Annotated in this window: 14 protein-coding genes; 1 reads left to right on the top strand and 13 read right to left on the bottom strand. The window is 70.3% G+C overall.

The features are described 5' to 3' along the window. Positions 1 to 5 precede the first annotated feature (5 nt). Positions 6 to 1,517: an apolipoprotein N-acyltransferase gene (gene lnt, locus GNT64_RS04735; RefSeq protein ID WP_156681429.1), complete on the bottom strand. Its 1,512-nt coding sequence runs from the start codon at positions 1,515 to 1,517 to the stop codon at positions 6 to 8. Next, complete coding sequence (locus tag GNT64_RS04730) at positions 1,517 to 2,032, bottom strand: acyl-CoA thioesterase (protein WP_231639268.1); 516 nt, start codon at positions 2,030 to 2,032, stop codon at positions 1,517 to 1,519. Before GNT64_RS04730 ends, lnt begins: the two co-directional genes overlap by 1 nt. A gap of 39 nt (positions 2,033 to 2,071) precedes the next feature. Here GNT64_RS04730 and GNT64_RS04725 point away from each other — a divergent pair, with 39 nt between their 5' ends. After that, the gene (locus tag GNT64_RS04725) at positions 2,072 to 2,497 is read left to right on the top strand and encodes a VOC family protein (protein ID WP_156678462.1); all 426 of its coding nucleotides are present in this window, start codon (positions 2,072 to 2,074) and stop codon (positions 2,495 to 2,497) included. A gap of 12 nt (positions 2,498 to 2,509) precedes the next feature. Here GNT64_RS04725 and GNT64_RS04720 read toward each other — a convergent pair whose 3' ends face one another. The 11 genes from GNT64_RS04720 to GNT64_RS04670 all read right to left on the bottom strand — a co-directional run bounded on the left by GNT64_RS04720 (position 2,510) and on the right by GNT64_RS04670 (position 11,462). Then, the gene (locus GNT64_RS04720; protein WP_197277380.1) at positions 2,510 to 3,832 is read right to left on the bottom strand and encodes a PQQ-dependent sugar dehydrogenase; all 1,323 of its coding nucleotides are present in this window, start codon (positions 3,830 to 3,832) and stop codon (positions 2,510 to 2,512) included. Positions 3,833 to 3,842: 10 nt separating this feature from the next. After that, positions 3,843 to 4,739 carry a hemolysin family protein gene (locus tag GNT64_RS04715; protein ID WP_156678460.1) on the bottom strand — a complete coding sequence of 299 codons (897 nt, stop codon included), beginning with the start codon at positions 4,737 to 4,739 and terminating at the stop codon, positions 3,843 to 3,845. Between the two features lie 62 nt (positions 4,740 to 4,801). After that, complete coding sequence (ybeY, locus tag GNT64_RS04710) at positions 4,802 to 5,314, bottom strand: rRNA maturation RNase YbeY (protein WP_156678459.1); 513 nt, start codon at positions 5,312 to 5,314, stop codon at positions 4,802 to 4,804. Between the two features lie 156 nt (positions 5,315 to 5,470). Beyond that, entirely contained in the window at positions 5,471 to 6,466 is a 996-nt protein-coding gene (locus tag GNT64_RS04705) for a PhoH family protein (protein ID WP_156678458.1), read from the bottom strand. Positions 6,467 to 6,569: 103 nt separating this feature from the next. Then, positions 6,570 to 7,901: a tRNA (N6-isopentenyl adenosine(37)-C2)-methylthiotransferase MiaB gene (gene miaB, locus GNT64_RS04700; protein ID WP_156678457.1), complete on the bottom strand. Its 1,332-nt coding sequence runs from the start codon at positions 7,899 to 7,901 to the stop codon at positions 6,570 to 6,572. Further along, positions 7,898 to 8,608, bottom strand: coding sequence for a lysophospholipid acyltransferase family protein (locus GNT64_RS04695; protein WP_231639266.1), 711 nt, complete (start codon positions 8,606 to 8,608; stop codon positions 7,898 to 7,900). The genes miaB and GNT64_RS04695 overlap by 4 nt, the downstream gene beginning before the upstream one ends. A gap of 31 nt (positions 8,609 to 8,639) precedes the next feature. Then, positions 8,640 to 9,062, bottom strand: a complete 423-nt coding sequence (locus tag GNT64_RS04690; protein WP_156678455.1) for a Fur family transcriptional regulator — start codon at positions 9,060 to 9,062, stop codon at positions 8,640 to 8,642. Between the two features lie 136 nt (positions 9,063 to 9,198). After that, a complete protein-coding gene (locus GNT64_RS04685; protein ID WP_156678454.1) occupies positions 9,199 to 9,612 on the bottom strand; it encodes a Ros/MucR family transcriptional regulator in 414 nt (137 codons plus the stop codon). 114 nt (positions 9,613 to 9,726) lie between these two features. Continuing rightward, positions 9,727 to 10,197, bottom strand: coding sequence for a GNAT family N-acetyltransferase (locus GNT64_RS04680; RefSeq protein WP_422396618.1), 471 nt, complete (start codon positions 10,195 to 10,197; stop codon positions 9,727 to 9,729). Further along, positions 10,194 to 10,820 (bottom strand): tRNA (adenosine(37)-N6)-threonylcarbamoyltransferase complex dimerization subunit type 1 TsaB, encoded by a 627-nt coding sequence (gene tsaB, locus GNT64_RS04675; RefSeq protein ID WP_156678453.1) that lies wholly within the window; start codon positions 10,818 to 10,820, stop codon positions 10,194 to 10,196. Before tsaB ends, GNT64_RS04680 begins: the two co-directional genes overlap by 4 nt. 6 nt (positions 10,821 to 10,826) lie before the next feature. Next, positions 10,827 to 11,462: a malonic semialdehyde reductase gene (locus tag GNT64_RS04670; RefSeq protein ID WP_156678452.1), complete on the bottom strand. Its 636-nt coding sequence runs from the start codon at positions 11,460 to 11,462 to the stop codon at positions 10,827 to 10,829. Between the last annotated feature and the right edge of the window lie 45 nt (positions 11,463 to 11,507).

Below are 11,507 nucleotides of genomic sequence, written 5' to 3'. Positions count from 1 at the left end.
GTGCCTTAGCGGGCGAACCGGCGATGCGCAAATGCCGCGATCAGCAGCAGCCCGGCGAACAGGAAGGGCAGGATGTTGCCGCCGCGCGCGAACGGCGTCGGCGGCACCGGCGACGGCAGCCGCAGTTCGATCGCGCCCGCCGTGCGCCAGTCCAGGCTGGCGAGCAGCCGCCCGTCCGGATCGATCACGGCGGAGATGCCGGTGGGCGTGGCGCGCACCACGGCGATCCCCTCCTCGATCGCGCGCAGCCGCGCCTGCGCCAGATGCTGCGGCGGGCCGGACGCGCCGAACCACGCATCGTTCGAAGGGTTGAACAGGAAGGTCGGCCGGTTCGCCCGATCGATCACCTGGCCGGAGAAGATGATCTCGTAGCACACCTGCACGCCGACCACGCCGAAGCCCGGCAGATCGAAGCTGCGCGGCCCCGGCCCCGGCCAGAAATCGAGGTCGCCGGGCGCCAGGCGGGACAGGCCGATCGCCGAGAGGATCGGCCGCATCGGCAGATACTCGCCATAGGGCACCAGATGCGCCTTGTCGTAGCGGCCCAGCAGCCGCGCCCGCGGATCGACGACGAACATGCTGTTGCGCGCGCCGATGGCGTTGCCGTCCCTGTCCCACTCGATCGCGACGCCGCCCGTCATCAGCAGGTCGCGCGGGCCGAGCAGGCGGGCGATGCGCCGGGCCGCCCAGGGCTCGTCCTCGAGATAGTCGGGCACCGCCGCCTCCGGCCACAGGATCAGGCGCGGCTCCGCCTCCGGCCGGCCGGTCAGGCGCACGAGGCGGGCGAAGTTACGCGCCTCGAACCCCTTGGCCCACTTGTCCTGCTGGACGATGTTCGGCTGGACGATGTGGACGCGATCGCCGGCGCCATCGGCATGGCCGGGCGCCAGCAGCAGCGGCAGCGGCGCCAGCGCCAGCCCGGCGGCAAGCGCGGCGGCGGCGATCCAGCGGCGCTGCACCAGCATCAGCGGCAACCCGGCGGCAAGGATCGCCAGGCCGCCAAGACCATAGGTGCCGATCCACTTCGCAGCACCCGCGATCGGCAGCAGCGGCACCCACAGCACGCCCAGCGGGTTCCACGCGAAGCCGGTGAACAGGGTCGCGCGCAACCACTCGGTCACGATCCAGGCGGCGGCGAAGACGAGCACCAGCCGCAACCGGTCCTGCCGCCCCCAGCGCCAGGCCAGGCCCACCGCCACCGCCGGATAGACCGCCAGATAGAGCGAGAGCAGCACCACCGCCACCACGCCCAGCCACGCCGGCATCGCCGCCTGGAAGGTGAACGCCTCGGCGATCCAGTCTAGCCCCAGCACGAAGTGGCCGAGGCCGAACCACCAGCCGATCGCCAGCGCGGTGCGCAGCCGCTCGGCGCGGGCGATGCCGATCATCAGCAGCGCCAGCGCCGCCAGCGCGACCGGCCACAGATCGAGCGGCGCGAAGCCCATCGCCGCGGCGGCGCCGAGCACGCTCCAGCGCAGCTTGCCGGCCAGCCACGGCAGCATCGCGCGGCCCCGCATCACGCGCGCAGGCTCCGCCCCTCATGCGCCTCGAACAAGGCGACGATCGCTGGCGGCACGGGCGCCGATCCCGCGCCAATCCCGGCCAGGTTGACGATCACGCTCTCGCCCTCGCAGCGCAGATCCTCGCCACCGGCCCCGTGATATTCGAAAGCCAGGGTGATCGATGCCGTGCCGATCCTTGCGCAGCGCACGCAGAGATCGATCATCTCGTCGAAGCGGATCGGCTTGCGGTAGTTCAGCGTGGTGCGGGCGAACTGGAAGTGCAGGCCGTCCTTGCCGCCGGGGACACGCAGCGTGCGGAAATACTCCGACATCGCGATATCGAGATAGTCGAGGTAGCGCGCGTTGAAGACAACGGCCTGCGCGTCGATCTCGGAATAGCGGACGCGTTTGGGCACGTGGAAACGGAAATCGGATCGCGCCATCTCGCCTCCACCCCGGCCGCTGTTGCCGTCGGGGTGGCGACTAGGCGCTGGGCCGGTGATCCGCAAGCGCGGCGGCGGCCGCATCATGCGCTACCGCCAGCGGCGGCGGGGCGCTACAGGCGGGGCATGGCCCCTCTCCGCCCGTTCCACCTCGCCTTTCCGGTCCACGATCTGGCGGCGGCGCGCGCCTTCTACGGCGGCGTGCTCGGCTGCGCGGAGGGGCGGAGCGCGGCCGGGTGGATCGATTTCGATCTGTTCGGCCACCAGATCGTCGCCCACCTCGATCCCGCGATGCCGCCGCCGGTGGCCGTGTCGAACGCGGTGGACGGGCATGACGTGCCGGTGCCGCACTTCGGCGTGGTGCTGGCGATGGCCGAGTGGAAGGCGCTCGCGGCGCGGGTCGAGGCCGCCGGCATCCCCTTCGGCATCGCCCCGCACATCCGCTTCAAGGGCCTGCCGGGCGAGCAGGCGACGATGTTTTTCCGCGACCCTTCCGGCAACGCGCTGGAGTTCAAGGCCTTTGCGGATCCCGCGCAACTGTTCGCCACCTGAGGTGGCGCGGGCTCAGCCCGCCGTCACCCGCCATACCGCATTGCCCACATCGTCCGCCACCAGCAGCGCGCCGGCGCGATCGATCGCCACGCCGACCGGGCGGCCGCGCGCCTTCTCGTCCTTGTTCAGGAAGCCGGTCAGCACGTCCACCGGCTTGCCGGCTGGCCGACCCTTGGCGAACGGCACGAAGATCACCTTGTAGCCGGCCTTCGGCTTGCGGTTCCACGATCCGTGCTGGCCGACGAAGGCGCCCTCGGCAAAGCGCGGCCCCAGCTTGGCACCGGACGCGAAGGCGAGCCCGAGCGAGGCGGTGTGGGCGCCCAGTGCATAATCCGGCCGCTCGACATATTGCTGCTGCATGTCGTCACGGCCATCGACGCGCTTGTCGATGTAGCCGCCCCAATAATACCACGGCCAACCGTAGAAGCCGCCGAAATCCACCGAGGTCAGATAGTCCGGCACGATGTCGGAGCCGAGCCCGTCGCGCTCGTTCACCACCGTCCACAGCATCTTGGAGGTGGGCTCGAAGGCCAGGCCGTTCGGGTTGCGCAGGCCGTAGGCGTAGATGCGGTGCCCGCCAGTCTTCGCATCCACCTCCCAGATGGCGGCGCGGCCTTCCTCCGCCGCCATGCCGTTGTCGCCGATGTTCGAGTTCGATCCGACAGTGACGTACAGCTTGCTGCCGTCGGCGCTGGCGATGACGTTCTTGGTCCAGTGATGGTTGATCGGGCCGCCCGGCAGGTCCGTCACCTTCACCGGGTTCGCCACCGTCGTCTGGCCCGGCCGGAAGGCGAAGCGCACCAGCTTGTCGGCCTCCGCGACGTAGAGCTGATCGCCCACCAGCGCCATGCCGTAGGGCGAGACGAGGCCCTGGGCCAGCACGGTGCGCGCCTCCGCCACGCCGTCGCCGTTCGCGTCGCGCAGCAGCACGATCAGGTTCGGGCTCTTCACGCCCGCCCCCGCCCGCTTCATCACCAGCGACTGCACCCAGGCGAACAGGCCTTTCTTCTCGCCGGGCTTCGGCGGCGCGTTCGATTCGGCCACCAGCACGTCGCCGTTGGGCAGCGGCAGCAGCCAGCGCGGGTGGTTCAGCCCCGCCGCGAACGCATTCACCTTCAGCCCCTGCGGCACCGTCGGCCGCTCGCCCGCCTTCCAGCCGATCGCCGGCGCCACGTTCAGCGTGGTGATCAGCGGCGGGTTCGGTTCCGGCAGCTGGCGGATCGGCCCCATCATCGCCTCCACCGGCAGCGCCGCCCGGCCGCTCGACCGCACGAACACCACTGCCGCCACGCCCAGCAGCAGCAGGATCAGCGGGAAAACGATGCGCTTCTTCAGCACGGCAGCCTCACTCCTCGGACAGTTCCGCCGCGATCGGCACCGGCGGATGCAGGCGCAGGCGCGTCACCCGCTTGGCATCGCCGTCAGTCACCTCAAGTCGCCAGCCGCTGGCATGTTCCACCACTTCGCCGATCTGCGGCACATGGCCGGCCAGCACCGAGGCGAGACCGCCGAGCGTATCGACATCCTCCTCGATCTCGGCCAGCCGCGGATCGATCGTCTCGGCCACGTCCTCCAGCTCGGCGCGGGCATCTGCCTCCCACATGCCCCCGTCGATCGCCACGAGCAGCGCCAGCGCCTCCTCGTCATGCTCGTCCTCGATCTCGCCGACGATCTCCTCCATCAGATCCTCGATCGTCACCAGCCCCTCGGTGCCGGAATATTCGTCCAGCACGATCGCCAGATGGGTGCGGCTGGCGCGCATCTCGGCCAGCAGGTCCAGCACGCCCATCGATTCGGGCACGTAGCGCGGCTGGCGGATCAACGCCTCCAGCGTCTCCGGGTGCGGCCCGCCGCCGGCCAGGATGGCGAACACGTCCTTGACGTGGATCATGCCGATCACGCCGTCCAGGCTGTCGCGATAGACCGGCAGGCGGCTGTGGCCGGCATCGGCGAAGGCGGCGACCAGATCGGGGAAGCTCGTCGCCTCCTCCACGGCGATGATGTCGGCGCGCGGCACGCCGATATCGCCCACGGTGCGCTCGCCGAAGTGGAGCAGGTTGCGCAGCATCTGCCGCTCGACCGGCGAGAGGTCGCCCTGCGACGGCGCCTCCCCCTCATGCTCCTCGATCGCCTCCTCGATCTGGTCGCGGAGGGTCGGCTCGCTCTCCTCGCCGAACAGCAGCCCCCTCAGGCCGCGCCACAATCGGCCGCCGCTGTCCTCGCTACTATGGTCGTCCGGCATATCGCCCTGTTTCTGTTGCCCGTGCCCACATTACGCGGCGCGACCTGCCCGAGTCGAGAGACTCAGGCTTCCTCCACGACATACGGGTCGGCGATGCCGAGGGAGGCGAGCACGGATCGCTCGATCGCCTCCATCCCCTCAGCCTCCGCGTCGCTCTCATGATCGAAGCCGAGCAGGTGGAGCGTGCCGTGGACGACGAGGTGGGTCGCGTGGGTCTCGGTCGAGACGCCCTTCTCCGCCGCTTCGCGCGCGCACACGCCGTAAGCGAGGATGATGTCGCCGAGCAGCACCTCGCCATCGTCGGTATTGGCGATGCCGTCGAGCAGGTCGCGCTGCACCATCGGGAACGACAGCACGTTGGTCGGCCTGTCTTTCGCGCGATAGGCGGCGTTCAGCCCGCGCACCTCCGCATCGTCGGCGAAGCGCACGGAGACCTCGATCTCCACCGGATCGTCGATCAGCGGGCAGTAGGGCGTGTGGCGCACCGCGGCGACCACCGCCTCGGCCGCCAGCGCCTCCCACGCCGCCACGTCGCCCGGCCACGCCGGCTCGATCTGCGATGCGACGACGATCATCGCGCGCGCCCCCTCCCTTTCAAGGGAGGGGGTTGGGGGTGGGTCGCGAGCGCAGCGAGCGTCCCGCACGGCCGGCACGCGCCACCGACACCCGTCCCCATGCCGGCCTCATCCACCCCGATCTCCCTCGCGAACGGGAGGGCCGTCATCCAGCGATCAGGCATCCGGCCCCTCATAGGCTTCCACGATCCGGCCGACGATGGGGTGGCGCACAACGTCCGCCGCGTTGAAGCGGATCGTCGCCATGCCCTCCACGCCCTCCAGCCGGTTCACCGCATCGGCGAGGCCGGACACGCCCGGCCCCGGCAGATCCACCTGCCGGGGATCGCCGCACACCACCATCCGGCTGTTCATGCCGAAGCGGGTGAGGAACATCTTCATCTGCGCCGTCGTGGTGTTCTGCGCCTCGTCCAGGATGATGAAGGCATCGCCCAGCGTGCGCCCGCGCATGAAGGCCAGTGGCGCGATCTCGATCTCGCCACTGGTGATGCGCCGCTCCACCTGCTCGGCCGGCAGCATGTCGTAGAGCGCGTCGTAGAGCGGGCGGAGATAGGGATCGACCTTCTCCTTCATGTCGCCCGGCAGGAAGCCCAGCCGCTCGCCCGCCTCCACCGCCGGGCGGCTGAGGATCAGGCGATCCACCTGCCCCTGGATCAGCATCTGCACCGCCTGCGCCACCGCCAGATAGGTCTTGCCGGTGCCCGCCGGGCCGAGCGCGAAGATGATGTCGGCGCTCGCCAGCGCCTCCATGTAGCGGATCTGGGTGTTCGATCGCGGCACGATCGTCTTCTTGCGGGTGCGGATCATCACTGCCGGCGGCTGGCTCACATCGGCGCGGATGATGCCGTCCAGCACCGGCTCGGCCGACATGGCGATCACCGCCTCCACCGCGCCGGTATCCAGCTCCTGCCCCTGCACCAGCCGGTTGTAGAGGCCGGTCAGCACCTCGCGCGCGCGGCCGGCCTGCTCGGCGATACCTTCGATCTGGATCTTGTTGCCTCGCGCGGCGATGTAGACGCCGAGGCGGTTCTCGATCGCGACGAGGTTGCGATCATATTCGCCGAACAATCGCCCCAGCAGCTGCGGCTTGTCGAACAGGATCTCCAGCCGGGCGCGCTCGCCGGCCTGCGCGGGAACCGGCTTACGCGACATGAAGGCCGATAATCATAGGCGATGGGCTCCACCGGTCCCGGAACGGGCGGGACTCCCGATACGCAGCCTGCCCGCATATCCGGGCGGTGCGCAACAGCGCGAATCAGGCCGCCGCACGCGCATGCACGATGCCCTGCAGGCTGTTCGGCCCGCCCGCCACGATCGCGACATCCACCAGGCTGCCGATCGGCAGCTCGCTGTCGACCAGCACGGACTGGAGATAGGGCGACTTGCCGAGCCGCTGGCCCGGCTTCTTGCCGTTCCGCTCCAGCAGCACCGGCATAACCAGCCCCTCGCTCGCGCGGTTGAAGGCGTGCGCCTGCGCCGCGATCAGCGCCTGCAACCGGAGGAGCCGGGCGTGCATCACCTCCGCCGGCACCTGATCCGCCATCGTCGCGGCCGGCGTGCCGGGGCGCGGCGAATATTTGAAGCTGAATGCCTGCGCGTGCCCGATCTCCGCCACCAGCGCCAGGGTGGCGGCGAAATCCGCCTCCGTCTCGCCGGGGAAGCCGACGATGAAATCGCCAGATATGGCTATGTCCGGCCGTGCCGCCCGCACCCGCTCGATCACGCGCAGGTAGCTCGCGGTCGTGTGGCTGCGGTTCATCGCCTTCAGGATGCGGTCGCTGCCCGCCTGCACCGGCAGATGGAGGAAGGGCATCAGCCCCGCCACCTCGGCATGGGCGGCGATCAGCCCGTCGGTCATGTCGTTCGGGTGGCTGGTGGTGTAGCGGATGCGGCGCACGCCGGGGATCCGGTCGATCGCGCGGATCAGGCCGTCCAGCCCCTGCGGCCGCCCTGCCTCGTCCTCGCCCCGCCACGCATTCACGTTCTGGCCCAGCAGGCTGATCTCGCACGCGCCGGCATCCGCCAGCGCCCGCGCCTCGTCCATCACCGCGCGCCACGGCCGCGACACCTCGGCGCCGCGCGTATAGGGCACGACGCAGTAGGTGCAGAATTTGTCGCACCCCTCCTGCACCGTCAGGAAGGCGCTCGGCCCCTGCGCCCGCCTGCGCGGGAGGCTCTCGAACTTGGACACGACCGGCATGTCGGTGTCGAGGGCTCGCCCTCCGCGCGTCGCCTCCGCCACCAGCGCCGGCAGATTGTGATAGGCCTGCGGGCCGACGACGATGTCGACAGACTTGGCGCGGCGGGTGATCTCCTCGCCCTCGGCCTGTGCAACGCAGCCGGCCACCGCGATCATCGGGCGGCTGCCGTCCGCCCGCTTCAGCCGGCCGATATCGGAATAGACCTTCTCGGCCGCCTTCTCGCGGATGTGGCAGGTGTTGAGCACGACCAGATCGGCGGCCTCGGCGCGGTCGGCCGCCGCCAGCCCCTGCGTCTCCAGCAGCTCGGCCATGCGGGCGCCGTCATAGGCGTTCATCTGGCAGCCGAACGACTTGATGTGGAAGCTCTTGGGTGGGGTGCGCGTCATGGCGCCGCCTCATAGGCGATCGTGCCGCTCTCCGAAAGCGCCCGCCCGATCGCCTCGCGCGCCGCCGCCGCGATCGCCTTGCGGTCCATGCCGGCGGGATCGATCGGTGGCAGAAAGCGCAGGGTTACGCGCAGGCGGTCGGCCCGCCCGCCCACCCGCCGCACATTGCCGATCGTGCCCTCGTTGTTCGTCCAGGCGATATCGCGCGCGGCCGCGCCATAGTCGATCGCCACCGGCTGCACGCGCACCCCCGCCGGCGCATCCGCCACCGCCGCCAGCAGCGCAGCGCGGAACGGCAGCAGCGCGTCGCCGCGCCCGGTCGTCCCTTCCGGGAACAGCGCCACCGCGCGGCCGGCCGCCAGCGCGCGACCCAGCTCGTCCGCCTGCCCGCGCACGGCGTGGCGCTGGCGGCGGATGAAGATCGTGCCCGCCTCCCGCGCCATCCAGCCGACCAGCGGCCAGCCGGCGACATCGTCCTTGGAGACGAAGGCGGTGCCGGTCGCCCCGCCCAGCGCGAGAATGTCGAGCCAGGAGACGTGGTTGGCCACGAACAGCACGTCCCGCGGCAGCGGCGTGCCGGCGATCGTCACCCGCAGGCCGAAGGCGCGGCCCGCCGCCGTCAGGAAATGCCGGATATGCGGCGATGCCGCCGGCCGCCGCCGCGCGACGAGATGGCCCGGCAGGTTGCCGACGAAGGCCGCCGCCACGCGCGCCGCGCGCAGCCCCAGCCGCAGCGCGTCAGTGAGGCCGATCGATCGATACCCCGTACAGTTCCATCCGGTGATCGACGAGGCGGAAGCCCAGCTTCGCGGCGATGCGGCGCTGCAGCTCCTCCAGCTCCGGATCGACGAACTCGATCACGCGCCCGGTCTCGACGTCGATCAGATGATCGTGATGGGTCTCGGCCGCCGCCTCGTAGCGCGCGCGCCCGTCGCCGAAATCATGGCGTTCCAGGATGCCCGCCTCCTCGAACAGACGCACCGTGCGATACACCGTGGCGATCGAGATGCCCGTGTCGATCGCCGACGCGCGGGCGTGCAGGGCCTCCACGTCGGGATGATCCTCCGCGTCGGACAGCACGCGCGCGATCACGCGGCGCTGCTCCGTGATGCGCAGGCCCTTTTCGGCGCACAGCGCCTCGACGTCGATCTTGCGCGGCATGGTGTCCCTTGTTCAGATAGCGAGGCGCGATGCGCTACGCCGCTAGACCTAGTGGCTTTCGCCGTCCGGAAAAAGGGGTCCGTCACGCAATTCCGTCGAGGAGGCGCCGGCGCCTGCCGCCCTCCGGCGCCTCCGCTCAGTGGCGGCGCGGCTGCGTGCCGAGGCCGATCCGCTTGGCGAGCGCACGGCGCTGCTCGGCATAGTTCGGCGCCACCATGGGGTAGTCGGCCGGCAGGTGCCACTTCTGGCGATATTGCTCCGGCGTCATCTGGTAGTGCGTCATCAGGTGGCGCTTCAGCATCTTCAGTTTCTTGCCATCTTCCAGGCAGACGATATATTCCGGCTTCACCGATGCGCGGATCGACACGGCCGGTTCCTGCTTGGCGGCGGGCGCCACGGCATCCTCGTTCAGGCTGTTGAGGGCCTCGTGCACGTTCTGGATCAGCGACGGCAGATCCGTGACGGGAACGCGATTGTTGCTGACATGCGCCGAGACAATATCGGCGGTCAGCGCGATGAGGTTTTCGGGGCCTTCGGATGCTTCATTCATGGTGGCGAACCCTTGATCGTCATTTTATGGCGCGATCTGTTGATAGCGCCATAAAGGATCATGTTCGGTCCATTTTGGTTTATCAAGCTTTTAGTTACAAATGGGCGCAACTGTCTATTTTTTGACGACGGTGGTCAGGCTCAGCGCGTCGAACGACTTGCCGTCCGCGCCGCGATAATAATCCGGCCGGCAGCCCGTCTGACTGAACCCCCGCGCGCGATAGAGTTCTAGTGCCGGATTGCCGTCGCGCACCTCCAGGTGCAGGCGCGCCGCGCCGCGCGCTTCGGCCTCCGCCGTCACCCGCTCCAGCAGTTTCGAGCCGACGCCGTGGCGGCGATGGGCCGGGCGCACGCCCAGTAGCAGCAGCTCCGCCTCGTCCATCACGATGCGGGCGAGCGCGAAGCCCAGCGGCTCGGCCGCGCGCCGCGCCAGCAGCATCCACACGCCGGGCAGGCCGAGGATGCCGAGACACTGGTTCGCGTTCCACGCCTCGCCGAACGCCGGATCGAACGCCTCCGTCATCACCGTCATCACCGCCGCAATGTCGCCGGCGGCGGCCGTCTCGATCGTCAGCGGATCGCTCACGCCGCCACCTGCGGGCGGGCGTCGGGCGGGCGGCCGTAGACGGGGCTCGGCGTCAGCGTCGTCCACTCGGGCGGCAGCAGGCGGGCGTCCGCCGCGCGCGGCAGCCGGTCCCGCGCCTGGCCCGCACCGCGCGCGCCGACGAGGGCGGCGGCGCCCGACCCGACGACGATCCGGTCCGCGATCATCGCCCCCGCCGCTTCCGGCGCCAGCGACATGAGGTCGCCCGTCGCGCGGAACGGATGCGCCGCGAAGCGCCGGACGAAGATCTCGCCGTGGCCGCCGGTCAGCGCCACGCACAGGCCGTCCGACGCCTCATCCTCGGCGAAGGCGGCCGCCGCGATCACCGCCATCGCGCCGTAACCGTGCACCGGCACGCCCCAGCCCAGCCCCAGCGCACGCGCCGCCGCCAGCCCCACCCGCACGCCGGTGAAGCTGCCGGGGCCGCAATCCACGCGGATGGCGGCGCAGGGCATCGGCTGTTCGGCCAGCAGCTCGGCGATCTGCGGCACCAGCCGCTCGGCGTGGCCGCGCCCGACGATCTCGTGCCGCTCGGCCAGGATCGTGCCGTCATGCAGCAGGGCGACGGAGCATGCCGCCGTCGCGGTATCGATCACGAGGTCCACGACGCCTCAGACGATCCGGTTCGCCTCGTCGAACTCGAGCCGTGGCAGCCGCCCGAAGATCGTCGCCGGATCGCCGTGGCCGAGGGTCGCGACGAAGTTCGTCCGCCAGCCGGTGCCGCCCAGGAACTCCGCGTCGATCGCCGCCTTGTCGATGCCGGACATCGGCCCGGTATCCAGCCCCAGCGCGCGTGCCGCGATGACGAAGTACGCGCCCTGCAGGCTGCTGTTGCGGAAAGCCGCATCCTCCACCATCGCCGCGTCGAGCGTGCCGTCCGCCGCCATGAACCAGCTGCGCGCATCGGCGTGCGGGAAGGTCTTGGGCAGCATGTCGTAGAAGGCCATGTCCATCGCCACGATCGCCGTGACCGGCGCCGCCAGGATCTTCGGCCCGTTCGTGCCGGAAGACAGTTTCGCCAGCCGCGCCTTGCTGTCGGGCGTGGTGCACCAGATGATCCGCGCCGGCATCATGTTGGCCGATGTCGGCCCCCACTTCATCAGATCCCATATCGCCCGCAGCTGCGCCTCCGGCACCGGGCGATCGAGATAGCCGTTATAGGATCGCGCCGCCCGGAAGATGCGGTCCAGCGCCGCGTCGGTCAGCACGCCGTCCGCCGGTGCGGGGTCGGCGGATGCGGTTTCCATGTCTGCGGCCATCGCACATTCCCCCACGTCGATCCTCGTGGCCCG

Source organism: Sphingomonas profundi (assembly GCF_009739515.1).
GTDB lineage: Bacteria > Pseudomonadota > Alphaproteobacteria > Sphingomonadales > Sphingomonadaceae > Alterirhizorhabdus > Alterirhizorhabdus profundi.
Note: the sequence above shows the minus strand (reverse complement) of the source record. Positions and strands in the feature narration are given on the sequence as shown.

Excerpts from the sequence above, each read along its gene's own strand:
- ybeY (WP_156678459.1), bottom strand. The coding sequence starts at position 5,314 with ATGATCGTCGTCGCATCGCAGATCGAGCCGGCGTGGCCGGGCGACGTG.
- lnt (WP_156681429.1), bottom strand. The coding sequence starts at position 1,517 with ATGCGGGGCCGCGCGATGCTGCCGTGGCTGGCCGGCAAGCTGCGCTGG.
- miaB (WP_156678457.1), bottom strand. The coding sequence starts at position 7,901 with ATGACGCGCACCCCACCCAAGAGCTTCCACATCAAGTCGTTCGGCTGC.
- GNT64_RS04715 (WP_156678460.1), bottom strand. The coding sequence starts at position 4,739 with ATGCCGGACGACCATAGTAGCGAGGACAGCGGCGGCCGATTGTGGCGC.
- GNT64_RS04690 (WP_156678455.1), bottom strand. The coding sequence starts at position 9,062 with ATGCCGCGCAAGATCGACGTCGAGGCGCTGTGCGCCGAAAAGGGCCTG.
- GNT64_RS04725 (WP_156678462.1), top strand. The coding sequence starts at position 2,072 with ATGGCCCCTCTCCGCCCGTTCCACCTCGCCTTTCCGGTCCACGATCTG.
- GNT64_RS04705 (WP_156678458.1), bottom strand. The coding sequence starts at position 6,466 with ATGTCGCGTAAGCCGGTTCCCGCGCAGGCCGGCGAGCGCGCCCGGCTG.
- GNT64_RS04670 (WP_156678452.1), bottom strand. The coding sequence starts at position 11,462 with ATGGAAACCGCATCCGCCGACCCCGCACCGGCGGACGGCGTGCTGACC.
- GNT64_RS04730 (WP_231639268.1), bottom strand. The coding sequence starts at position 2,032 with ATGATGCGGCCGCCGCCGCGCTTGCGGATCACCGGCCCAGCGCCTAGT.
- GNT64_RS04685 (WP_156678454.1), bottom strand. The coding sequence starts at position 9,612 with ATGAATGAAGCATCCGAAGGCCCCGAAAACCTCATCGCGCTGACCGCC.